The following is a 22,986-nucleotide window of genomic DNA, read 5'->3' as shown; positions in this document are numbered from 1 at the left end:
ATCATCAGAAAACCATGTGCCGCCGCGGCGAGGCACTAGCTTATTTTGGCATGAATCCGGCGGGATTTGATACCATGCCCCAACTTTAAAATCTTCATCTCCCCCAGGAATTTTCCATGACATTCAGTATGACCGGATTTGCCTCGCTGGAGCGCGAGGTCAGCGGCGGTACCCTCATTATCGAGTTGCGCTCCGTCAATCATCGCTATCTTGAATTGCACATGAAGCTGGATGACAGTCTGCGCAGTTTTGAGCCCATGGCACGCGAACTGATTGCAGCCCATCTCGGGCGTGGCAAGGTGGAGTGCCGCATGAGCCTGATGCGCAGCCAGGATGCTACGAAAAAAGCCGAGCTTGATGTCAGCATCGTGCAGCAGCTGGCCAAGCTGTCAGCCGATGTACAGCAGCACATGCCTGCCAGTGCACCGTTGACGGTAGCTGACATTCTGCGCTGGCCCGGTGTGGTGATGAGCGATGGCATCGATACGGCTGCGCTGGGTGATCAGGTCAGGGCGATTCTGCAGCAGGTGTTGCAGGACATGAGCGCCGCGCGGGCACGTGAAGGGGCCAAGCTGGCCGCGGTGATCCGCGAGCGCCTGGCCGAGATGGAGCGCGAAGTTGCCCAGGTCAAGCCGCTGCTGCCATTGCAGATCAAGGCATATCAGGAGCGCCTTGTCGCCAAGCTGCAGGAGGCGTTGAAATCAGTGGACGAAGAGCGCTTGCGGCAGGAGCTGGTGCTGTTCGCACAACGCGTGGATGTGGACGAAGAGCTCACACGCCTCACCGCGCATATTGAAGAGGTGAAGCGTATTCTCGGTGCCAAGGGCGCTGCCGGCAAGCGTCTGGATTTCCTGATGCAGGAGCTGAATCGCGAAGCGAATACGCTGGGTTCCAAGTCGGTCTCAACCGAAGTATCGCAAACCGCGATGGCGCTTAAAGTATTGATTGAACAGATGCGTGAACAGATTCAAAATATCGAGTAATCACATTTGAAAGGGCAGCGCGGAAACGGGCCGCCCATCTTGCAATCGCCGCCAGCCGGCGCAGACCATTTAAAAGAAATCACGAGCATGACAGGCAATTTATTTATCATCACCGCGGCATCTGGCGCGGGTAAAACCAGTCTGGTGCGCGAATTGCTGGCGTCAGACAGCCAGATCCAGCTATCGGTGTCGTATACCACCCGCAAGCCGCGACCAGGCGAGGTGGATGGGGTGCACTATCACTTTGTGGAAGAAGCTGAATTCATGCGCATGCTGGAAGCCAGCGACTTTCTGGAAAGTGCGCATGTGCATGGTGCGCGCTATGGAACATCGCAAAGCCGGGTGGAAAGCGTGTTGAAGCAAGGCAATGACCTGATTCTGGAGATTGACTGGCAGGGCGCTGCCCAGGTGCGCAGTCTTTACCCGCAGGCCATCAGCATTTTTATTCTGCCACCTTCGCTGGAGGCGCTGGAGCAGCGCCTGCACGGCCGTGGACAGGATAGCGCCGAGGTGATCGCCCGTCGGCTGGCGGCTGCTCGCGATGAGATGCGCCATGTGGTCGAGTTCGACTATGTTACAATTAACGACGATTTTGAGGTGGCGCTAAATGATCTGCGCGCCATCATCCGCACCCAGCGTTTGCAGCGCGAAAAGCAGTTGCTGCGGCACCAGGATCTGCTGGAAAAACTCATATAGATCATACGGAGGAATAACACATGGCTCGCATGACAGTAGATGATTGTCTCGAAAAAATCCCTAATCGCTTTCAACTGACGCTGGTAGCAGCGTACCGTTCGCGCCAATTGGCCAACGGCTCGGAACCTTTGGTCAATACCCATGGCCAGAAGGACAAGCCCACAGTGCTGGCATTGCGCGAAATCGCATCCGGCAAGGTCGGTCTGGAAGTGCTGAACCGCGGCCAAGCCTAAGTTCAACATCCGGTGCTAAATGCACCGAAGATCAAGCAAGGCGCTGTTTGAAGGCATTATGTGTGTTCAATCGGTGCCTTGTTTTTTTGGTAAAACCCTTTAGAAGCTTATGGATAGTCACAGGTGGTTGAGTCAGCATGCCTAAATTGGTAGCCAAACGTCCAGCAGAGTCGCTGAAACATGTGGCAGCCCCCCTATTGCCCGCCGATAGCGAAGATTCGCTACTGACGCAGCGCTTGCGGGTTTACCTCAAGCCCGAAGATATTGAACAGGTCTGGGCGGCGTATCGTTTCAGCGATATGGCGCATACCGGCCAGCTGCGCAAGAGCGGCGAGCCGTATATCACGCACCCGGTGTCGGTAGCCTGCATCCTGGCCGAGCTGCATATGGATGTGCCCACGCTGGTGGCCGCCTTGTTGCACGACGTGGTGGAAGATACCGGTGTCACCACCCAGGAGGTGAGTGAGCGCTTTGGCAAACAGGTAGCCGAGCTGGTGGATGGTCTCTCCAAGCTGGACAAGATCAAGTTCAGTACCGAAACCGAAGCCCAGGCGGAAAACTTCCGCAAGATGCTGCTGGCGATGTCGCAAGACGTGCGAGTCATTCTGGTCAAGCTTGCCGACCGCCTGCACAACATGAGTACGCTGGGGGTGATGACCCCGGAAAAACGCCGTCGCACTGCGCGCGAAACCCTGGAAATTTATGCGCCCATCGCCAATCGCCTGGGGCTGAATGCCATCTACCAGGAGCTCGAAGATCTCAGCTTCAAGCATTTGTATCCCATGCGCTATTCGGTCATCTCCAAGGCGATCCTGGCTGCGCGCGGCAATCGCAAGGAGGTGGTGGGCAAGATCCTGGATGCCATACGCGAGCGCCTGGGCGAGATGCACATAGAAGCAGAGGTGACGGGGCGCGAAAAGCATCTTTATAGTATTTACCGCAAGATGACCGGTAAAACCGTGACCTTTTCGCAGATATATGACATTTACGGTTTCCGCATCATCGTCAAGGATTTGTCCAGCTGCTATCTGGCGCTGGGGGTGTTGCATGGTCTCTACAAGCCTATCCCAGGCAAGTTCAAGGATTACATCGCCATCCCCAAGGCCAATGGCTACCAGTCGCTGCATACCACGCTGTTTGGCCCGTTTGGCACGCCGATTGAGGTGCAGATACGCAGCCGCGAGATGCATAACATTGCTGATGCGGGCGTAGCGGCCCACTGGCTGTACAAGACCACTGACGCGCATCTGACCGAATTGCAGCAGCAGACCCACCAATGGTTGCAGCGCTTGCTGGATATCCAGAGCGAAAGCACGGACTCGCTGGAGTTTCTCGAGCACTTCAAGGTCGATCTGTTCCCGGATGAGGTGTATGTATTTACGCCCAAGGGCAAGATCATGGCGCTGCCTAAAGGCGCGACGGCGGTGGACTTTGCCTACGCCGTGCATACGGATATTGGCAATCGCTGCGTGGCCGTCAAGATCAACCAAGAACTGGCGCCGCTGCGTACCGAGCTGCATAACGGTGACCATGTGGAAATCATCACGGCCGCCCATGCGCACCCCAACCCGGCCTGGCTCAATTATGTCGCTACCGGCAAGGCGCGGGCGCATATCCGCCATTTTCTCAAGTCCTTGCAGACGACCGAATCCGCCCATCTTGGTGAGCGCTTGCTCAATCAGGCCTTGCGCGCGCTGCATGCGGATGTCGCGAAGATCGACGACACGCATTGGCAGAAACTGCTGCGCGATTATGGCGCCAAGAACAAGGAAGAGATCCTCACCGATATCGGCCTGGGCAAGCGGCTGAATGTCATGGTCGCGCATCAACTGCTGGCGATGAGCGAAGAGCAGGGCGAGCGCCATGCCAAGCATACCAACAAACCGCTGGGCACGATTACCATACGCGGTTCCGAGGGCATGGCGGTGCAGTTCGCCCAATGCTGCCGCCCGATACCTGGCGACCCCATCCTTGGCTTTATCAACAAGGACAAGGGATTGGTCATTCATACGCATGATTGCCCGGCCATACGCAAATTCCGTGTCGACCCCGAAAAGTGGCTGGATGTCGAATGGGATCCGGATGGCAAGCGCCTGTTTAATGTGAATCTGAAGCTGGTGGTCGCCAATCAGCGTGGCATGCTGGCGCAGATCGCGTCTACCATTGCCGAGGCGGGCTCCAATATTGACCATGTCAGCATGGAAGAGTCAGACAGCAGTGCCTATACCAATATGCATTTCACCGTGCAGGTGGAAAATCGCGTGCACCTGGCCGAGTTGATGCGGCGTATCCGCAAGATTCCTGACGTGGTGCGCATCAATCGCGTCAAGGGTGCCGGAACCGAGCAGCGCATACAGTAGGCTCGGCTACATCACGCAAACCCAATATCCTGAAAACCAAGACCTGAGGAAAACCATGGCAAAAAAGATCATCCATACCGACCACGCTCCTAAAGCGATTGGCACTTACTCCCAGGCGGTTGCCGTCAATGGCACCGTTTACCTGTCAGGGCAGATTGGGCTGGACCCCGCCAGCATGGAGCTGGTAGAGGGGATTGAGGCACAGGTGCATCGTGTATTCACCAACCTCAAGGCCGTGGCTGAAGCGGCTGGTGGTTCTCTGGCGGATGTCGTGAAACTGAATATTTTTCTGACCGATCTCGGTCACTTTGCCTTGGTCAATTCCATCATGTCTGAATATTTCAGCGAGCCTTATCCTGCGCGTGCTGCCGTTGGCGTCGCCACACTGCCACGTGGTGCGCTGGTGGAAGCCGATGCCGTCATGGTGCTCGCCTGAGTCTTTAACCTCTCCGCTGGCAAGGATAGTCTCTGAAACCGCTGCAAGACCTCAAGGGCATCACGCAGCCGGTGCTAAGCGGGCTGCGCAAGCTTGGCATTCATAGTATTGAAGACTTGCTCCTCCACCTGCCCCTGCGCTATGTGGATGAAACGCGCGTAACGCCGATTCGCGACCTGCGGCTCGGCGAGCAGGCGCAGGTCGAAGGCGAGATTATTCATGCCGAAGTCCAGTACAAACCCCGTAAAGCCCTGATTGCAAGATTGCAGGATGCCAGTGGCATCCTGATCTTGCGCTTTCTCAATTTTTATCCCAGTCAGATTGCGGCGCTGAAAGAAGGCAACCGCTTGCGCGCACTGGGTGAAGTGAGGAATGGCTTTTTCGGTTATGAAATGGTGCACCCGCAGTGCAAGCCGGTGCGAGAAGGGGCTGCGGTCAAGCAGACCTTGACGCCGGTCTATCCGACCACGGCAGGCTTGTCGCAGCCTTCGCTGCGGAAATGGATAGGGCGCGCCCTTGAGACGGCCAGCCATGATGAACTCCTGCCGGCCAAGGTGTATCAGGGCAAAGCCTGGCCTGATTTTCAGCAAAGCCTGCTGCAGTTGCACTATCCGCCACCCGATGCTGATCAGCATGCCCTGCAGGAAAAAACTACCCCCGCCTGGCAACGCCTCGCATTTGACGAGCTGCTGGCTCAGCAGATTTCCATGCGCAAGCATTACGCCCGTCGTCGTGGTCTGGGCGCGCCTGCCATGCCGCCTTCCAAAAAGCTGGTCTCCGCATTATTGAAATCCCTGCCGTTTGGCCTGACAGCAGCCCAGCAGCGCGTATTCACCGATATTCAGCACGATCTTGGCCGCAGTTATCCCATGCAGCGCCTGTTGCAAGGCGATGTCGGTAGCGGCAAGACCATTGTGGCCGCCATGGCCGCCTTGCAGGCGATTGAGCATGGCTGGCAAGCGGCCATCATGGCGCCTACCGAGATTCTCGCCGAGCAGCATTTCAATAAGCTGAATACCTGGCTGCAAAATCTGGCGGCAGGCGCGGCTCCGGTGCGCGTGGTGTGGGTGGCTGGCAGCCAGGGCAAAAAGGCGAGAGCAGAGGCACTGGCCGCGATTGCCAGTGGCGAGGCGCAGCTGGTGATCGGCACCCATGCCGTGTTTCAGGACCAGGTAAAGTTTGCCAGGCTTGGCCTCGTGGTGGTGGATGAGCAGCATCGTTTTGGTGTGCAGCAACGCCTGGCGCTGCGGCAGAAGGGCGCACAGCCGCATCAGCTGATGATGAGTGCCACGCCGATACCGCGTACGCTTTCCATGAGCTATTTTGCCGATCTGGATGTGTCAGTGATTGATGAGTTGCCGCCCGGGAGAACTCCGGTGGTGACCAAGCTGGTATCGGATGCGCGCCGTGAAGAAGTCTTCGAGCGGGTGCGTGCAGCTTGCAGTCAGGGCAGGCAGGCCTATTGGGTTTGCCCTCTGATCGAAGAAAGTGAAGCCTTGCAGCTACAGACGGCCGTGGATACCCATCTAGCATTGCAAGAGGCGTTTCCCGAGTTGCAGGTGGGGTTGGTGCATGGCCGCATGAAGCCGGCCGACAAGCAGGCCGTCATGCAAGCGTTTGCTGCCAATCAAATCCATTTGCTGGTGGCGACGACGGTGATTGAAGTCGGGGTGGATGTGCCGAATGCCAGTCTGATGGTGATAGAGCACGCCGAGCGCATGGGGCTTTCGCAATTGCATCAGTTGCGTGGGCGGGTAGGGCGGGGGGCCGCCAGTAGCGCCTGCATTCTGCTTTACCAGACGCCGTTGTCGGAAACGGCGCGTGCGCGCCTCAAGATTATTTATGAATCGAGTGATGGGTTCGAAATTGCCCAGGCCGACTTGCACTTGCGGGGGCCGGGGGAGTTCATGGGCATCCGGCAGAGTGGTACCCCCATGCTGAAGATTGCTGATCTGGAAAGAGATGCTGGGTTACTGGAAGAAGCTCAGGCCATGGCTGACTGGTTATTGCAAAAGCATCCCCAGGCAGCCGAAGCGCATTTGCAGCGTTGGCTGCATCAGGCGCAAGAATTGGTCAAAGTGTGATTGAGCCTGCGATAATAGCGCCGTGAGAATTGTCCGCGCCTTCCCCCAACAACGTCAGCACTGGTTGCGCCAACCGATGGGCAGCGGCGCCTATCGCTCCTGGCTGGTGGAGACGGCATCCCTGACGCAACGCCTGCAATCCCGTTCGACAACATTCGCCGTTCATACGCTTGGCCTGAAGCAGGCAATGCCTGCTCCGGAAGATGCCGTGTTACTGGGTATCCCTGCACGGCGTGCTTCCCTGATGCGAAACGTGCATTTGCTTTGCAATGGCGAGCCGGCCGTGTATGCATCCAGTGTGTTGCCACAATCGAGTTTACGCGGCGCATGGCGTGGCCTCGGGCGATTGGGGAACCGTTCACTGGGCTCCATGCTGTTTTCCAATCCCCGGGTGAGTCGTGCGCCATTAAGCTATCGCAAACTGACAGCGCAGCATGCGCTTTACAGGCAGGCTGTGGCGCATTTGCACAATAAACCGGCTTACGTGTGGGCAAGGCGCTCGGTCTTTCACCTTGAGTGTTCCGCCATTCTGGTCACGGAAGTTTTTTTACCCTCGGTCTTAACCTTATGAACTGGCTAGTGAAGAAGAGTAGCGCCTACTGGCGATTGACGCGCATGGATAAACCCATCGGCATCCTGCTGCTGCTGTGGCCCACGCTCTGGGCGCTGTGGCTCGCCAGTGCCGGCAAACCAGACCTGAAAGTATTAGCGGTGTTTGTCTTGGGTACGGTGCTGATGCGGGCCGCTGGTTGTGTCATGAACGATATGGCGGATCGCAATTTTGACGGGCATGTCGCCCGCACGCGCCATCGCCCCCTGGCGACGGGGGAGGTCAGTGTTAAAGAGGCATTGTTGCTGGCGATGATATTAAGCCTGATCGCTTTCGCATTGGTCATGCAATTAAACAAGCTGACGGTGCTGCTGTCTTTCCCGGCCCTGTTCCTGGCGGCCAGCTATCCATTGACCAAGCGCGTGATTGCGATTCCCCAGGCTTATCTTGGCGTGGCCTTTGGTTTTGGCATTCCCATGGCATATGCTGCACAGACGGGTAGCATCCCTGGTATCGCCTGGTTTCTGCTGCTGGGAAACGTGTTCTGGGCCATCGCTTATGATACGGAATACGCCATGGTGGATCGGGCGGATGACCTGAAGATCGGCATCCGTTCTTCGGCTATCTTTTTTGGTCCTAGGGATGTGGCGGCCATTATGCTATCGTACGGAGTCTTGCTGGGAGTATTGCTCCTTACAGGCCTTCATTATGGCTTGGACTGGCCTTATTATCTCGGTTTGATCGTTGCCGCCATGCTCGCGGTTTACCACTACCTGCTCATTCGTGAGCGTCAACCAGCACGCTGCTTCAAGGCGTTTTTGCATAATAACTGGTTGGGTGCGGTGGTGTTTTTCGGGCTGGCTGCAAGTTATGCTCTTCATTTTTCGTCATAAAACCGCTAGCAAACGCAATATATCGTTTGACAAGCGTTACTTGCGTGACATAAAATCCGCCTCTTAATTTTTTCAGCGATTAATGGTTGTCCGATGAAGACCTTTTCTGCAAAAGCGCATGAAGTAAAGCGCGACTGGTTCGTGGTAGATGCCACGGATCTGGTGCTGGGCCGACTGGCCAGCGAGATTGCCCACCGTCTGCGTGGCAAGCATAAAACGATTTACACTCCGCACGTGGATACGGGCGATTACATTGTCGTGGTTAACGCCGACAAGATCAAAGTAACCGGCAACAAGGCAGGCGACAAGCTGTACCATCGCCACTCTGGTTACCCAGGCGGTATTTCCACCACGACCTTTGCCAAGATGCAAGACCGCTTTCCTGGTCGCGCGCTGGAAAAGGCTGTCAAGGGCATGTTGCCCAAGGGTCCTCTGGGCTATGCCATGTTCCGCAAGCTGAAGGTATATGCTGGTCCTAAGCATGACCACGCGGCACAACAGCCACAACCTTTGACTATTCAAAGCCAAGCGTAAGGATAAACGATGATTGGTAAATATAACTACGGTACTGGCCGCCGCAAAAGCTCGGTAGCTCGTGTCTTCATTAAGTCCGGCAGCGGCAATATCGTTGTTAACGACAAGCCTGTTGACCAGTATTTTTCCCGCGTGACTTCACGCATGATCGTGCGTCAACCACTGGAATTGACCGACAACGTTGCCAGCTTTGACATCATGGTCAATGTGGATGGCGGCGGTGAGTCCGGTCAGGCTGGTGCAGTTCGCCACGGTATTACCCGTGCACTGGTAGATTACGATGCAGCGTTGAAGAGCGCCCTGTCCAAGGCAGGCTTCGTTACCCGCGATGCACGTGAAGTTGAGCGTAAGAAAGTCGGCTTCCGTAAAGCACGTCGTCGTAAACAGTTCTCCAAGCGTTAAGCAGGACTGCTTTACCATGTACAAAAAGCCGCACTTGTGCGGCTTTTTGCTTTTCGCACACTTAATCGGTTTGGTGAGCCCCGTAAGCTTTGATACCATAAGCGCAACAAAGCCAGCTTAAGCTGGCGTTTTATTCATAGAAATCAGGTCATGCAAACATCTAAAATCAAGGTAGGTATTGTAGGTGGCACCGGCTATACCGGTGTTGAGTTGCTAAGAATACTGGCGATCCACCCATCGGTGGAGTTGAGTGTGATTACGTCGCGTGGCGAAGCCGGTTTGCCCGTGGCAGACATGTTTCCCAGCTTGCGCGGCTATATCGACTTGAGTTTTAGTGATCCGGCCAAATCAGACTTGGCCAGCTGTGACCTGGTCTTTTTTGCCACGCCTAATGGTATTGCCATGCAGCAGACCAGGGAGTTGCTGGCAGCGGGGGTGCGGATTATCGACCTGGCGGCTGACTTCCGTATTCAGGATGTGGCCACCTGGGAAAAATGGTATGGCATGACCCATGCCTGTCCGGAGCTTTTGTCACAGGCGGTATATGGCTTGCCGGAAATGAATCGTGAACAAATCAAGGGTGCGCAGCTGGTGGCAAATCCAGGATGTTATCCCACGGCGGTGCAGCTTGGGTTTATGCCGCTTCTTGAAGCGGGGCTGGTAGATCCTCAATACTTGATTGCAGATGCCAAGTCCGGGGTGAGTGGCGCTGGCCGCAAGGCGGAAACGCATATTCTGTTTGCTGAAGCCGGAGACAATTTCAAGGCGTATGGTGTAGCAGGGCATCGCCACTTGCCGGAAATCAGTCAAGGTCTGACCCATATGGCAGGCAAGCCAGTGGGCTTAACCTTTGTGCCGCATTTGACGCCGTTGATTCGGGGTATTCACGCCACTCTGTATGGCCGGCTGAACAAAGAGGCTGATTTGCAGGCTTTATTTGAACAACGCTACGCTAATGAGCGCTTTGTAGACGTGTTGCCCAAGGGAGCGCATCCTGAAACACGCTCGGTGAGAGGCTCCAATCAATGCCGTATTGCTGTGCATAGGCCACAAGGCGGCGACACGGTTGTCGTATTGTCGGTTATCGATAACCTGGTCAAGGGGGCTGCCGGGCAGGCTGTGCAAAATATGAACATCATGTTCGGCTTTGCTGAGAATACAGGGCTGGAAATCGTGCCCTTGCTGCCTTAACAATGCGATCTGTCAAACGCAAGCTACGGCGACACTTCGGTGCAACTGCGCATCGTGTTGCTGTGCGTGCGCATCTGGCCTGGTATTGGTTGCCTTTGACTGCGCTTGTTGCCCTTGTTGTGGGCTATGGAGCGGCCTATGTGCAATTTGCCGGGAGCCAAATCCGTGGCATACATCAAAAATTGGCGGATGTGGATGCACGAAACCAGGTTATGCAGTTCAAACTCGTGCAGGCTGAACGCCAATTGCAGGTGGAGCGGGCAGCACAAGCCAACTTGTCACGAGAGCTGGATAGCGTGCAGGCAGAGAGTATGCGGCTCAAGGAAGATATTGGCTTTTATCAAAATATCTTCAATGAACGCAAGGCTTTACGGGAGATACGTCTTCATACCTTCAAGGTGAATAAAGCGCTGGGCAATGGGGATTATGATTACCACATTCTGCTGATGCAGGCAGGCAACCATGATAAAGTTGTCGATGGTAGCCTGACGTTGACGTTATATGGAGCGTCGGCAGGTGGAGTGGAACCTCAGGCTATCTCGCTACAGGGTAACCCCAATCTGAAACAAAATCTGAGTTTTAAATATTATCAACAGGTGGACGGTAAATTTTCTTTGCCCGCCAATGTCAAATCTGGATATTTATTGCTGGAATTTGTTGAAAAAGGGGCAACCCGTGCCAATATAAGTGAAAAGGTAGAGATTCCTGCTCAGTAGCGAATACTCAACCATGAAAGGGTCATGATGTTTTCCAGAAACAAGAATAAGCCGCAAAGCCGCATTGATACCTTGATCGGCGTAGAGTCCAGCATCGAGGGTAATGTCAGATTCAATGGAGGGCTGCGGGTTGATGGAAAAATCAAAGGTGATGTGACGGAAGCAGAGGCCAGTGCCTGTACCTTGGTATTAAGCGAGCATGGCAGTATCGATGGGGCCATCAAGGTTGCGCATGCGGTACTGAATGGCCATGTGAACGGCCCGGTTCGTGCCAGTCATTATCTTGAGTTGCAGAGCAAGTCACGCATTGTCGGAGATGTGCATTATCAAACGCTGGAAATGCACACGGGCGCTGTTATTGAAGGAAAGCTTGTTTACCTGGGTGACGATAAAGAGTCCCCTGCGCAGGATAATAAAACGCTGGAAGATTGACCTGCTATCAAGTCCGCAGGATAATGATTTTATTAAGAATTTAAGGAGTGTGAAAAATGAACGCGATTACTGAAATGCCAAGCCCTTTGGTCTTTACGGACAACGCTGCCAAGAAAGTAAAGGAATTGATTGAAGAAGAAGGCTCGCCTGACCTCAAACTGCGCGTTTTTGTTAGCGGTGGCGGCTGCTCCGGTTTCCAGTATGGCTTTACTTTTGAGGATACGGTGAACGAAGACGACACTCAGGTGCAGAAAGATACCGTGACACTGCTGATCGACCCTATGAGCCTGCAATATCTGACAGGTGCCGAGATTGATTATCAGGATAGCCTGCAGGGTTCACAGTTTGTAATTCGCAATCCGAATGCGACGACGACCTGCGGTTGCGGTTCGTCTTTCTCGGTATAAATGAACGTCGATTAACCGGGCCCCGAAACGGGCCGGTTGATTTCAATCAATAAAAAAGGAGCCTATGGCTCCTTTTTTATTTGGTGCTACATCCAGTTATCGCTGATCAATCGGCACAAAATCGCGACGGGTTGAGCCTGTGTAAAGTTGACGTGGTCGACCGATCTTGGCTTCCGGATCAGACATCATCTCGTTCCACTGTGATACCCAGCCAGCGGTGCGGGCAAGGGCAAAAATTGCGGTGAACATGGAATTTGGAATGCCCATGGCGCGCATGACGATACCGGAATAGAAGTCGACATTCGGGTAAAGTCGACGGCTGACAAAATACTCATCTTCCAGCGCAATTTGCTCCAGCTTGAGTGCCAGCTTGAACATTGGATCATCATGCAAGCCGAGTTCATCCAGCACCTGGTGACAGGTTTCACGCATGATGGCCGCACGCGGGTCCATATTGCGATAGACGCGATGCCCAAAACCCATGAGTCGGAAAGAATCCGATTTATCCTTGGCGCGCTTGATGAATTCGCCTATGCGGCTCACATCGCCAATTTCTTCCAGCATGTTCAGGGTGGCTTCGTTTGCACCGCCATGCGCAGGGCCCCAGAGCGACGCAATCCCTGCGGCAATACAAGCGAATGGATTGGCACCGCTGGAGCCTGCCAGGCGCACTGTGGAGGTTGAGGCGTTCTGTTCATGATCCGCATGCAGAATCAGGATGCGATCAAAGGCTTTTGCCAGAATCGGATTCGGTTCATACGTTTCACACGGCGTCGCAAACATCATGTGCATGAAGTTTTCCGCAAAATTGAACCGGTTCTGCGGATACATGAACGGTTCGCCTATATTGTATTTGTAGCTCCAGGCAGCGATGGTCGGCACTTTGGAGAGCAGGCGATAGGCGGATATTTTGCGGCTCTGTGGATCCTTGACATCCATGGCGTCATGATAAAACGCGGACATGGAGCCCACGACGCCTACCATAACAGCCATGGGATGCGCATCGCGGCGGAAACCACGGAAAACATTGGTCAACTGGTCATGCAGCATGGTGTGCTGCGCAATGCTGTCAGTAAACGATTTTTTCTGCGTGGCATCGGGCAATTCCCCGTGCATGAGCAAATACGAGACTTCAAGGAAGTCGCAATTCTTCGCCAATTGCTCAATAGGGTAACCGCGATAGTAGAGCAGGCCCTCGTCGCCATCAATAAAGGTGATATTTGAGCTGCACGAGGCTGTCGATAAAAAGCCAGGGTCGTAAGTAAATACGCCGTGCTTGCCGAGATTACGAATATCAATGACGTCGCTACCCAGGTTGCCTGAAACAACAGGCAATTCAATGGGAGGGGCGCCATTGTCAAAAGTGAGTGTTACTTTGGTGGGCTTTGTCATAGTCATTTTTGTATTTTAGTGAATGCGGCGGTGAATGCCAAATTACCTAGCATAAATCGCGCCCAGAATACGCGGCCCTTTGGCGCCGGTAACTGCTGGCAGGTTGGCAGGTTTGCCTTCCATGCATTGTTGAGCCAGCCATGCAAAGGCTGCCGCCTCCACCCAATTTACGCCTATCCCCAAGCTATCGCTTAAGCGGATCTTGATCGCTGGCAGCAGCTCCTGCAAGCGTTCCAGTAGCAGGCTGTTGTGCGCCCCGCCGCCACATATATAAGCCTCGTCCACATTGTCGCAAAAGTCGTTGATGGCATTGGCAATGCTCCTGGCAGTCAGCTCAAGCAAGGTGCGCTGCACATCTTCAGGTGCATATGCATCTTCCAGATGTTGCTCCAGCCAGGCCATATTGAAGCTGTCCCTGCCCGTGCTTTTGGGCGGGGATGCACTAAAATAGGGATATTGCAGCCATTGCTGGAGCAATTTTTCGATCACGACGCCCGTTGCGGCCCATCGGCCCCCTGCGTCATATCGCTCGCCCAGATGTTTCTCTGTCCAGGCATCCATCAGCATATTGCCGGGCCCGGAGTCAAAGCCCCTGACCTCGCCTGCACTTGGCAAGTCCGTAATATTGGCAATCCCACCGATATTGATGACGGCGCGATTCGCTTGTGGGTGAGCAAATACAGCCTGATGAAATGCGGGCACCAGCGGTGCTCCCTGGCCGCCTGCGGCAACATCACGGCTCCGAAAGTCCGCGATCACTGTCATGTCGAGTAACTCAGCCAGCAATGCCGCATTGCCCAGTTGCAGCGTAAAACCCAACTCAGGACGATGGCGAATGGTTTGACCGTGACAGCCAATCGCGCGGATACGCGATTTATCAACATACGCACTTGCCAGCAGAGCACGTACTGTCTCGGCGTAAAGATGGGCTAGCTGATTGGCTGCGCTTGCGGCCAGCTCAAGCTCATTATGGGCGGGCGTGTGCAAATCCAGCAATGCAGCACGCAACTCGGCAGAATAAGGAATGGAATAGGTGTGGCGTACATGGCAGCTATGCCCGTCCAATTCCGCAATAACCGCATCGACGCCGTCCATGCTGGTGCCGGACATCATGCCGATATAAAGCTCGGTTGACATAGAACTAGACGATGCTCAAGTGAATACGATATTCACCTGAGCCTGTGAGATGGCAGTCCATGGAAAGGATTACTCGAGAGAGGCAAGGTTGCTGCTGATCAGCAGCTGTAACTGGGCAACCAGTTTGCTGCTGTTGGCCAGAAAGTCAGCTTTGTATTTTGGCGCAATCGGCACAGCGTTAGGCAAGGCCACGGTGAGCGGATCCCGGTGCTGGCCGTTCAGCAGAAACTCATAATGAAGATGCGGACCAGTGGCCAATCCTGTCATGCCCACATAAGCAATGATGTCGCCTTGACTGACTTTGCTACCGCGATGCAAACCCGCAGCAAATCGGGATAAGTGCCCGTATACCGTGCTGATGCCGTTTTGATGGCGAAGCACAACAACATTGCCGTACCCGCTTTTGACACCGACAAAATCCACGACGGCATCGGCGGAGGCTTTGACGCGAGTCCCAATGGGTGCGGCGTAATCCACGCCTTTATGCGCACGCATTTTTTGCAGAATCGGATGGAAACGACCGAGGCTGAAACCAGAACTGATACGGCTGAACTCTAATGGAGAGCGCAGGAAGGATTTGTGCAGGCTTTTGCCTTCAGGGGTGTAGTAACTGACTTGACCTTCGGGGTTGCGATACCTGACGGCACGATAGGTTTTACCGTCATTAATGAATTCGGCTGCCAGTACTTGGCCAGTGCGGGCCAGTTCCCCATTCCAGTAGCTCGCTTCATAGACGACCACGAAGCGGTCCCCACGGCGGAGATCGCTATGAAAATCGATATCCGAAGAAAATATCTCGGCCAGTTGTATGGCGATCGCATCAGGAATGCCCGCTTCATCGGTAGCGCCGAAAAGCGAGCTTTTGATTTCTGCAGATTTCAGGACAGGATGAGTCTCCATCACTGTTTCAGCGACATGAGCTTCATAGCCGTTCGCGGTTAGTTCTACATGCAGGGTAGAGTTGTTGTCAGTCTGGTATTGCAGCTTTAATAGCTGACCATCCTGATTGGTTTGTGCCTGAATGGATCTGCCTGGGCGCAGTTGTGTTGCCAAGGCTCTGGCATCAGGGTTGCGCTTGAGGAATTCAATGGCATCATCATTCGTGATATTGAGCCGAGAAAGCAAGCTGGCGAGGGTATCGTCGCGCCGGATCTGGTCTGCTTGCCAGAACGAACTATTTTGCGCATCCACTTGCACCATCGGCGCAATTGTCTCGGGAAGCTCAATATTTTCGACCACGGTATGGATGTTGATGTCTTGAACCGAAGTCTGTGGCGCAATACCGAATGCCGTGAAAATGCCGAATAGAGGAAGGCTTGAAAAGGCCAATAACCAGCGGAGGCGTAGCTTTCGTTCTTTAAATCTGCGGTTTTGCGATAAAATGCCGGGTTTGGAACTAGGTTCGCTTCGCTGCACTGGAGCTACCTCAAATACATGATAGGGATAGGGGATGCTAACAGAAAACCTATTCCTGGTGAAGGCAAAATGCCAGAGGCATGAAAGATAACAAAGAATGCGTGCTTTAAATGAAGATTTGGCGCTGATCAAGCGCGGATGTGATGAACTGCTGATTGAGCAAGAGCTGGTAGAAAAGCTCAAGCTGGGCCGACCTTTGCGCGTCAAGGCCGGTTTTGATCCCACCGCGCCTGATTTGCATCTGGGGCATACTGTATTGCTCAACAAATTGCGTCAGTTGCAAGAGCTTGGGCATCACGTGCTCTTTTTGATAGGCGATTTCACCGGAATGATCGGCGACCCAACCGGCAAGAGTGCTACTCGGCCACCGCTGACGGCTGAGCAGGTTCAGGAAAATGCCAAATCGTATGAAGCCCAGGTTTTCAAGATATTAAAGCCTGAGCAAACGGAAGTAGTTTTTAACTCTGCCTGGATCAGTCAGCTAGGGGCTGCCGGCATGTTAAAGCTGGCGGCGACACATACTGTCGCCCGCATGCTGGAGCGCGATGATTTCAGCAAGCGATATAAGAATAATCAGCCCATCGCTATTCATGAATTCCTCTATCCTTTATTGCAGGGATATGACTCCGTGGAGCTGAAGGCGGATCTGGAGCTCGGCGGTACGGATCAGAAATTCAACCTGTTAATGGGGCGTGAATTGCAAAAGCATTATGGCCAATCGCCGCAATGCGTGTTGACCATGCCTTTGCTGGAAGGGCTTGATGGTGTCAATAAGATGTCCAAGTCGCTCGGTAACTATATAGGTATAGCGGAACCAGCAAACGACATCTTCAGTAAATTGATGTCCATATCCGATACTTTGATGTGGCGTTATATAGAGTTGCTGTCGTTTGAGTCCATGGAAACCATTGCATCCTGGAAGCAATCGGTACAGGCGGGTGAAAATCCTCGCAATATAAAAGTAAGGTTTGCCCAGGAGCTGGTCACCCGATTCCATTCGGCCGAAGCGGCTGAGCAGGCGCTGGCAGATTTCTCCCTGCGCTCCAAAGGTGGAATACCGGATGATGTGCCTGAGGTGAGTATCGCCCTGGCTCAGGATCAGATAGGTATTGCTGCCTTGCTGAAGCAGGCCGGGTTGGTCGCAAGCACCTCCGAGGCATTGCGCATGATAGAGCAAGGCGGCGTTAAGCTGGATAGTGAGAAGGTTGAAGATAAGGCTCTGCAACTGGGGGCTGGTGTAACAGTAGTAGCGCAGGTCGGTAAGCGAAAATTTGCCCGCATTACGATCAATCGCGGTTAATTGTAAATAATTTGTAATAATCGCGGATTGGGTATTGACGTCATTCGGCCAATCCGTAGAATGCGCGGCTCGCTTCAACGGCGACGTCGGGCAGGAAATCAAGCAGTAGAAAATTTCCCTTGACCAAATAAATTTGGTCTGTAAAATGCGCGGCTCGCTTGAGAAGGCGGCAGTGCAAAACAGGGCGAAACAAAAGATTTTATGTTTCGCTTGACCAAGTAAAAACGGTCTGTATAATGCGCGGCTCGCTAGTAACAACGCGGTGTGCAGAGAAGTTAGTAGCAAAATTTCTCTTGACTGAATTAAAACGGTCTGTATAATGCGCACCTCTCAACGGAAACGTTGATGAGTGAAAGCGAAGTAAGAAGTACCTGCTCTTTAACAAACTGAACAATCGATAGGTGTGAGTGCTTGTGGTTTTGTGAAGTCGGCCCGGTAATGCCGGGTGACACTCAAGATACATAAGTGCTTAACACCTTGAATGAAACTTTGTAGAAATACCTAGATTCATTTGAGAATTAAGCCAAGCGACATACCGACCCCTTTATTGGGGTCACAAGTAATAGTTGGGAATTAAACTGAAGAGTTTGATCCTGGCTCAGATTGAACGCTGGCGGCATGCTTTACACATGCAAGTCGAACGGTAACAGAGAGAAGCTTGCTTCTCTGCTGACGAGTGGCGAACGGGTGAGTAATATATCGGAACGTACCGTATTGTGGGGGATAACTAGTCGAAAGATTAGCTAATACCGCATACGCCCTGAGGGGGAAAGTAGGGGATCTTCGGACCTTACGCAGAACGAGCGGCCGATATCTGATTAGCTAGTTGGTGGGGTAAAGGCCCACCAAGGCGACGATCAGTAGCTGGTCTGAGAGGACGACCAGCCACACTGGAACTGAGACACGGTCCAGACTCCTACGGGAGGCAGCAGTGGGGAATTTTGGACAATGGGCGCAAGCCTGATCCAGCCATGCCGCGTGAGTGAAGAAGGCCTTCGGGTTGTAAAGCTCTTTCGCAAGGAAAGAAAACTTACTCGCTAATACCGGGTGAGGATGACGGTACCTTGATAAGAAGCACCGGCTAACTACGTGCCAGCAGCCGCGGTAATACGTAGGGTGCGAGCGTTAATCGGAATTACTGGGCGTAAAGCGAGCGCAGGCGGTTTTGTAAGTCAGATGTGAAAGCCCCGGGCTCAACCTGGGAACTGCGTTTGAAACTGCAAGGCTAGAGTATGGGAGAGGGGGGTAGAATTCCACGTGTAGCAGTGAAATGCGTAGAGATGTGGAGGAATACCAATGGCGAAGGCAGCCCCCTGGCCTAATACTGACGCTCATGCTCGAAAGCGTGGGGAGCAAACAGGATTAGATACCCTGGTAGTCCACGCCCTAAACGATGTCTACTAGTTGTTGGTGGAGTAAAATCCATTAGTAACGCAGCTAACGCGTGAAGTAGACCGCCTGGGGAGTACGGTCGCAAGATTAAAACTCAAAGGAATTGACGGGGGCCCGCACAAGCGGTGGATTATGTGGATTAATTCGATGCAACGCGAAAAACCTTACCTGGCCTTGACATGCTACTAACGAAGCAGAGATGCATTAGGTGCCCGAAAGGGAAAGTAGACACAGGTGCTGCATGGCTGTCGTCAGCTCGTGTCGTGAGATGTTGGGTTAAGTCCCGCAACGAGCGCAACCCTTGCCAATAATTGCCATCATTTAGTTGGGCACTTTATTGGGACTGCCGGTGACAAACCGGAGGAAGGTGGGGATGACGTCAAGTCCTCATGGCCCTTATGGCCAGGGCTTCACACGTAATACAATGGTCGGTACAGAGGGTTGCCAACCCGCGAGGGGGAGCCAATCCCAGAAAGCCGATCGTAGTCCGGATTGCAGTCTGCAACTCGACTGCATGAAGTCGGAATCGCTAGTAATCGCGGATCAGCATGTCGCGGTGAATACGTTCCCGGGCCTTGTACACACCGCCCGTCACACCATGGGAGTGGGTTCTACCAGAAGTAGTTAGTCTAACCGCAAGGGGGACGATTACCACGGTAGGATTCATGACTGGGGTGAAGTCGTAACAAGGTAGCCGTATCGGAAGGTGCGGCTGGATCACCTCCTTTCTAGAGAAAATCCGAAGCTGCAAGCATTCACACTTATCGGTTGTTCAAGAGCACATCAAGGAATGGCCTTAGAAGGGTCTGTAGCTCAGCTGGTTAGAGCACCGTCTTGATAAGGCGGGGGTCGTTGGTTCGAGCCCAACCAGACCCACCAGATTCACCCGAGTAGGGGGATTAGCTCAGCTGGGAGAGCACCTGCTTTGCAAGCAGGGGGTCGTCGGTTCGATCCCGTCATCCTCCACCACTACCTTGATGAAGAAGTTAGAAATAAGTGCAGGTTGCTGTATTTATTTCTGGCTTTTAAAGCCGGATTGATCTTTAACAAAATGGAAGAAGTAAAGAGAACACAGGAACTTTGTGATGAGGTTCTGAGTGTTCAAATGGGTAATTGATTGCAGAAATCAAAACATTTGAGCTCGTTTAGTTCGAAAGAAATAAGCGGATTCAAATAAGTTGCTTTAGAAGCAAGCCTATAGCGGACCGACTACTACTCGTTGGTCGCGAGATTTGAGTTTAAAAGGGCTCAGGTTTTAACGTTATAGGGTCAAGCGAATAAGTGCATGTGGTGGATGCCTTGGCGATTACAGGCGATGAAGGACGTGGTAGCCTGCGAAAAGTCTCGGGGAGCTGGCAAATAAGCTTTGATCCGGGAATGTCCGAATGGGGAAACCCACCCGCAAGGGTATCGCTCTCTGAATATATAGGAGAAGCGAAGCGAACCGAGTGAACTGAAACATCTAAGTAGCTCGAGGAAAAGAAATCAACCGAGATTCCGGAAGTAGTGGCGAGCGAACCCGGAAAAGCCTGTTATTTTTAGCAGACGCGATAGTAGAACGGAATGGAAAGTCCGGCCATAGCGGGTGATAGCCCCGTATACGAAATCCCGTTTGTGGAACTAGGGTAACGACAAGTAGGGCGGGACACGTGAAATCCTGTCTGAACATGGGGGGACCATCCTCCAAGGCTAAATACTCGTAATCGACCGATAGTGAACCAGTACCGTGAGGGAAAGGCGAAAAGAACCCCGGGAGGGGAGTGAAATAGAACCTGAAACCGCATGCATACAAACAGTGGGAGCCTCGTAAGGGGTGACTGCGTACCTTTTGTATAATGGGTCAGCGACTTACATTCAGTAGCAAGCTTAACCGATAGGGGAGGCGTAGCGAAAGCGAGTCCGAATAGGGCGATAGTTGCTGGGTGTAGACCCGAAACCAAGTGATCTATCCATGGCCAGGATGAAGGTGCCGTAACAGGTACTGGAGGTCCGAACCCACTAATGTTGAAAAATTAGGGGATGAGCTGTGGATAGGGGTGAAAGGCTAAACAAACTTGGAAATAGCTGGTTCTCTCCGAAAACTATTTAGGTAGTGCCTCGTGTCTCACTCTTGGGGGTAGAGCACTGTTATGGCTAGGGGGCTCATAAGAGCTTACCAAACCATTGCAAACTCCGAATACCGAGAAGTGCAATCACGGGAGACAGACCATGGGTGCTAACGTCCGTGGTCAAGAGGGAAACAACCCAGACCGCCAGCTAAGGTCCCTAATGACGTGCTAAGTGGAAAACGAAGTGGGAAGGCACAGACAGCCAGGAGGTTGGCTTAGAAGCAGCCATCCTTTAAAGAAAGCGTAATAGCTCACTGGTCGAGTCGTCCCGCGCGGAAGATGTAACGGGGCTAAGCACGTAACCGAAGCTGCGGATGCATATTTATATGCATGGTAGGAGAGCGTTCTGTAGGCCTGCGAAGGTGTTCTGTGAGGAATGCTGGAGGTATCAGAAGTGCGAATGCTGACATGAGTAGCGATAAAGGGAGTGAAAAGCTCCCTCGCCGAAAGCCCAAGGTTTCCTGCGCAACGTTCATCGGCGCAGGGTGAGTCGGCCCCTAAGGTGAGGCAGAGATGCGTAGCTGATGGGAAACAGGTTAATATTCCTGTACCTCAATGTAATGCGATGTGGGGACGGAGAAGGTTAGGTCAGCCATCTGTTGGAATAGGTGGTTTAAGCGTGTAGGGAGATCCTTTAGGCAAATCCGGAGGGTCAATTCTGAGGCGTGACGACGAGTGCACTTGTGCACGAAGTGATTGATACCAAGCTTCCAAGAAAAGCCACTAAGCTTCAGTTATATTGAGACCGTACCGCAAACCGACACAGGTGGGCAGGATGAGAATTCTAAGGCGCTTGAGAGAACCCGGGAGAAGGAACTCGGCAAATTAGCACCGTAACTTCGGGAGAAGGTGCGCCCCGGTAGGTTGTAGAGATTTACTCTCGAAGGCCGATGGGGTTGCAGTGAAAAGGTGGCTGCGACTGTTTAATAAAAACACAGCACTGTGCAAACACGAAAGTGGACGTATACGGTGTGACGCCTGCCCGGTGCCGGAAGGTTAAATGATGGGGTGCAAGCTCTTGATTGAAGCCCCGGTAAACGGCGGCCGTAACTATAACGGTCCTAAGGTAGCGAAATTCCTTGTCGGGTAAGTTCCGACCCGCACGAATGGCGTAACGATGGCCACACTGTCTCCTCTCGGGACTCAGCGAAGTTGAAATGTTTGTGAAGATGCAATCTACCCGCGGCTAGACGGAAAGACCCCATGAACCTTTACTGTAGCTTTACATTGGACTTTGACAAGATTTGTGTAGGATAGGTGGGAGACTTTGAAGCAGGGACGCCAGTTCTTGTGGAGTCAACCTTGAAATACCACCCTGATGTTGTTGAGGTTCTAACCTAGGTCCATTATCTGGATCGGGGACCGTGTATGGTGGGCAGTTTGACTGGGGCGGTCTCCTCCCAAAGAGTAACGGAGGAGTGCGAAGGTAACCTAGGTACGGTCGGAAATCGTACTGATAGTGCAATGGCATAAGGTTGCTTGACTGCGAGACGGACAGGTCGAGCAGGTGCGAAAGCAGGTCATAGTGATCCGGTGGTTCTGTATGGAAGGGCCATCGCTCAACGGATAAAAGGTACTCTGGGGATAACAGGCTGATTCCTCCCAAGAGTTCATATCGACGGGGGAGTTTGGCACCTCGATGTCGGCTCATCACATCCTGGGGCTGTAGCCGGTCCCAAGGGTATGGCTGTTCGCCATTTAAAGTGGTACGTGAGCTGGGTTTAAAACGTCGTGAGACAGTTTGGTCCCTATCTGCCGTGGGCGTTGGAAGTTTGAGGGGGGCTGCTCCTAGTACGAGAGGACCGGAGTGGACGGATCTCTGGTGGACCGGTTGTCATGCCAATGGCATAGCCGGGTAGCTAAATCCGGAAGAGATAAACGCTGAAAGCATCTAAGCGTGAAACTTGCCTCAAGATGAGACTTCCCTGTGCTTTAAGCACACTAAAGAGTCGTTCGAGACCAGGACGTTGATAGGACGGATGTGGAAGTGCAGTAATGCATTAAGCTGACCGTTACTAATTGCTCGTGAGGCTTGATCCTATAACCTTGAAACTTGAGTTCAAGGTTGCTCTAAAGCGCAATCAATACGCATACTTTACTTCTTCTGTTTTTTAAAGACGCTTGTCTGCAAGGACAAGGTCAGCGTGTTCGAACGAACATGCAAAGCTTAACAGGGCTTGAATGCACCATCTCAAGCACTACCGGTTATGCTTGGCGGCCATAGCGAATTGGAACCACCCCTTCCCATCTCGAACAGGGCCGTGAAACGATTCTGCGCCAATGATAGTATACTTCTCGTATGCGAAAGTAGGTCACCGCCAAGC

General features: G+C 53.1%; 18 protein-coding genes, 2 tRNA genes and 3 rRNA genes. 20 read left to right on the top strand and 3 right to left on the bottom strand.

Translation table 11 applies throughout. From position 1 onward, the window contains the following. Positions 1 to 116 precede the first annotated feature (116 nt). From ACWWD9_RS00115 to erpA, 14 genes are all read left to right on the top strand, one after another. Positions 117 to 983 (top strand): YicC/YloC family endoribonuclease, encoded by an 867-nt coding sequence (locus ACWWD9_RS00115; protein WP_455867346.1) that lies wholly within the window; start codon positions 117 to 119, stop codon positions 981 to 983. Between the two features lie 87 nt (positions 984 to 1,070). After that, positions 1,071 to 1,679: a guanylate kinase gene (gene gmk, locus ACWWD9_RS00110; protein WP_015829095.1), complete on the top strand. Its 609-nt coding sequence runs from the start codon at positions 1,071 to 1,073 to the stop codon at positions 1,677 to 1,679. A 20-nt stretch (positions 1,680 to 1,699) separates the two neighbouring features. Continuing rightward, positions 1,700 to 1,912: a DNA-directed RNA polymerase subunit omega gene (gene rpoZ / locus ACWWD9_RS00105; RefSeq protein WP_013440877.1), complete on the top strand. Its 213-nt coding sequence runs from the start codon at positions 1,700 to 1,702 to the stop codon at positions 1,910 to 1,912. Between the two features lie 137 nt (positions 1,913 to 2,049). Continuing rightward, positions 2,050 to 4,272: a RelA/SpoT family protein gene (locus ACWWD9_RS00100; RefSeq protein WP_013440878.1), complete on the top strand. Its 2,223-nt coding sequence runs from the start codon at positions 2,050 to 2,052 to the stop codon at positions 4,270 to 4,272. A 55-nt stretch (positions 4,273 to 4,327) separates the two neighbouring features. Continuing rightward, a complete protein-coding gene (locus ACWWD9_RS00095; protein ID WP_013440879.1) occupies positions 4,328 to 4,708 on the top strand; it encodes a RidA family protein in 381 nt (126 codons plus the stop codon). 32 nt (positions 4,709 to 4,740) lie between these two features. Then, on the top strand, positions 4,741 to 6,792 hold the full coding sequence (gene recG / locus ACWWD9_RS00090; RefSeq protein ID WP_455868118.1) for an ATP-dependent DNA helicase RecG: 2,052 nt from the start codon (positions 4,741 to 4,743) through the stop codon (positions 6,790 to 6,792). Positions 6,793 to 6,814: 22 nt separating this feature from the next. Further along, complete coding sequence (locus tag ACWWD9_RS00085) at positions 6,815 to 7,363, top strand: chorismate--pyruvate lyase family protein (protein WP_455867345.1); 549 nt, start codon at positions 6,815 to 6,817, stop codon at positions 7,361 to 7,363. After that, positions 7,360 to 8,235, top strand: a complete 876-nt coding sequence (gene ubiA / locus ACWWD9_RS00080) for a 4-hydroxybenzoate octaprenyltransferase (protein ID WP_455868117.1) — start codon at positions 7,360 to 7,362, stop codon at positions 8,233 to 8,235. Before ACWWD9_RS00085 ends, ubiA begins: the two co-directional genes overlap by 4 nt. Before the next feature lie 93 nt (positions 8,236 to 8,328). Continuing rightward, the gene (gene rplM, locus ACWWD9_RS00075; RefSeq protein WP_013440883.1) at positions 8,329 to 8,769 is read left to right on the top strand and encodes a 50S ribosomal protein L13; all 441 of its coding nucleotides are present in this window, start codon (positions 8,329 to 8,331) and stop codon (positions 8,767 to 8,769) included. Between the two features lie 9 nt (positions 8,770 to 8,778). Beyond that, a complete protein-coding gene (gene rpsI / locus ACWWD9_RS00070; RefSeq protein WP_013440884.1) occupies positions 8,779 to 9,171 on the top strand; it encodes a 30S ribosomal protein S9 in 393 nt (130 codons plus the stop codon). A 150-nt stretch (positions 9,172 to 9,321) separates the two neighbouring features. Then, on the top strand, positions 9,322 to 10,362 hold the full coding sequence (argC, locus tag ACWWD9_RS00065; protein WP_455867344.1) for an N-acetyl-gamma-glutamyl-phosphate reductase: 1,041 nt from the start codon (positions 9,322 to 9,324) through the stop codon (positions 10,360 to 10,362). 2 nt (positions 10,363 to 10,364) lie between these two features. Next, the gene (locus ACWWD9_RS00060; RefSeq protein ID WP_455867343.1) at positions 10,365 to 11,078 is read left to right on the top strand and encodes a DUF6776 family protein; all 714 of its coding nucleotides are present in this window, start codon (positions 10,365 to 10,367) and stop codon (positions 11,076 to 11,078) included. A 27-nt stretch (positions 11,079 to 11,105) separates the two neighbouring features. Next, positions 11,106 to 11,510 (top strand): bactofilin family protein, encoded by a 405-nt coding sequence (locus ACWWD9_RS00055; protein ID WP_455868116.1) that lies wholly within the window; start codon positions 11,106 to 11,108, stop codon positions 11,508 to 11,510. Positions 11,511 to 11,566: 56 nt separating this feature from the next. Further along, positions 11,567 to 11,917, top strand: a complete 351-nt coding sequence (gene erpA, locus ACWWD9_RS00050; RefSeq protein WP_013440888.1) for an iron-sulfur cluster insertion protein ErpA — start codon at positions 11,567 to 11,569, stop codon at positions 11,915 to 11,917. A gap of 96 nt (positions 11,918 to 12,013) precedes the next feature. On the opposite strand, the gene gltA is transcribed toward erpA, so the two are convergent. The 3 genes from gltA to ACWWD9_RS00035 all read right to left on the bottom strand — a co-directional run bounded on the left by gltA (position 12,014) and on the right by ACWWD9_RS00035 (position 15,862). Next, the gene (gene gltA / locus ACWWD9_RS00045; protein ID WP_190274882.1) at positions 12,014 to 13,309 is read right to left on the bottom strand and encodes a citrate synthase; all 1,296 of its coding nucleotides are present in this window, start codon (positions 13,307 to 13,309) and stop codon (positions 12,014 to 12,016) included. A gap of 42 nt (positions 13,310 to 13,351) precedes the next feature. Next, positions 13,352 to 14,446: an anhydro-N-acetylmuramic acid kinase gene (locus tag ACWWD9_RS00040; RefSeq protein ID WP_455867342.1), complete on the bottom strand. Its 1,095-nt coding sequence runs from the start codon at positions 14,444 to 14,446 to the stop codon at positions 13,352 to 13,354. A 69-nt stretch (positions 14,447 to 14,515) separates the two neighbouring features. Next, positions 14,516 to 15,862, bottom strand: coding sequence for an OapA family protein (locus ACWWD9_RS00035; RefSeq protein ID WP_015829104.1), 1,347 nt, complete (start codon positions 15,860 to 15,862; stop codon positions 14,516 to 14,518). 97 nt (positions 15,863 to 15,959) lie between these two features. Between ACWWD9_RS00035 and tyrS the strand changes: the two genes are divergently transcribed. The 6 genes from tyrS (at position 15,960) to rrf (ending at position 22,986) form a co-directional block, all read left to right on the top strand. After that, on the top strand, positions 15,960 to 17,162 hold the full coding sequence (gene tyrS / locus ACWWD9_RS00030) for a tyrosine--tRNA ligase (protein ID WP_455867341.1): 1,203 nt from the start codon (positions 15,960 to 15,962) through the stop codon (positions 17,160 to 17,162). A gap of 575 nt (positions 17,163 to 17,737) precedes the next feature. Then, positions 17,738 to 19,282 (top strand): 16S ribosomal RNA (locus tag ACWWD9_RS00025). Positions 19,283 to 19,356: 74 nt separating this feature from the next. Beyond that, positions 19,357 to 19,433: transfer RNA gene (locus tag ACWWD9_RS00020), tRNA-Ile, on the top strand. A 14-nt stretch (positions 19,434 to 19,447) separates the two neighbouring features. Then, a tRNA-Ala gene (locus ACWWD9_RS00015) sits at positions 19,448 to 19,523 on the top strand. Positions 19,524 to 19,821: 298 nt separating this feature from the next. Continuing rightward, a 23S ribosomal RNA gene (locus ACWWD9_RS00010) occupies positions 19,822 to 22,702 on the top strand. A gap of 170 nt (positions 22,703 to 22,872) precedes the next feature. Next, positions 22,873 to 22,986: ribosomal RNA gene (rrf, locus tag ACWWD9_RS00005) — 5S ribosomal RNA — on the top strand. The 16S, 23S and 5S rRNA genes sit together here with 2 tRNA genes alongside, the layout of an rRNA operon.

Source organism: Methylovorus sp. SPW-M1 (genome assembly GCF_053848825.1).
The sequence above is the reverse complement of the archived record's forward strand: the minus strand, read 5'-3'. Positions and strand labels throughout refer to the sequence as shown.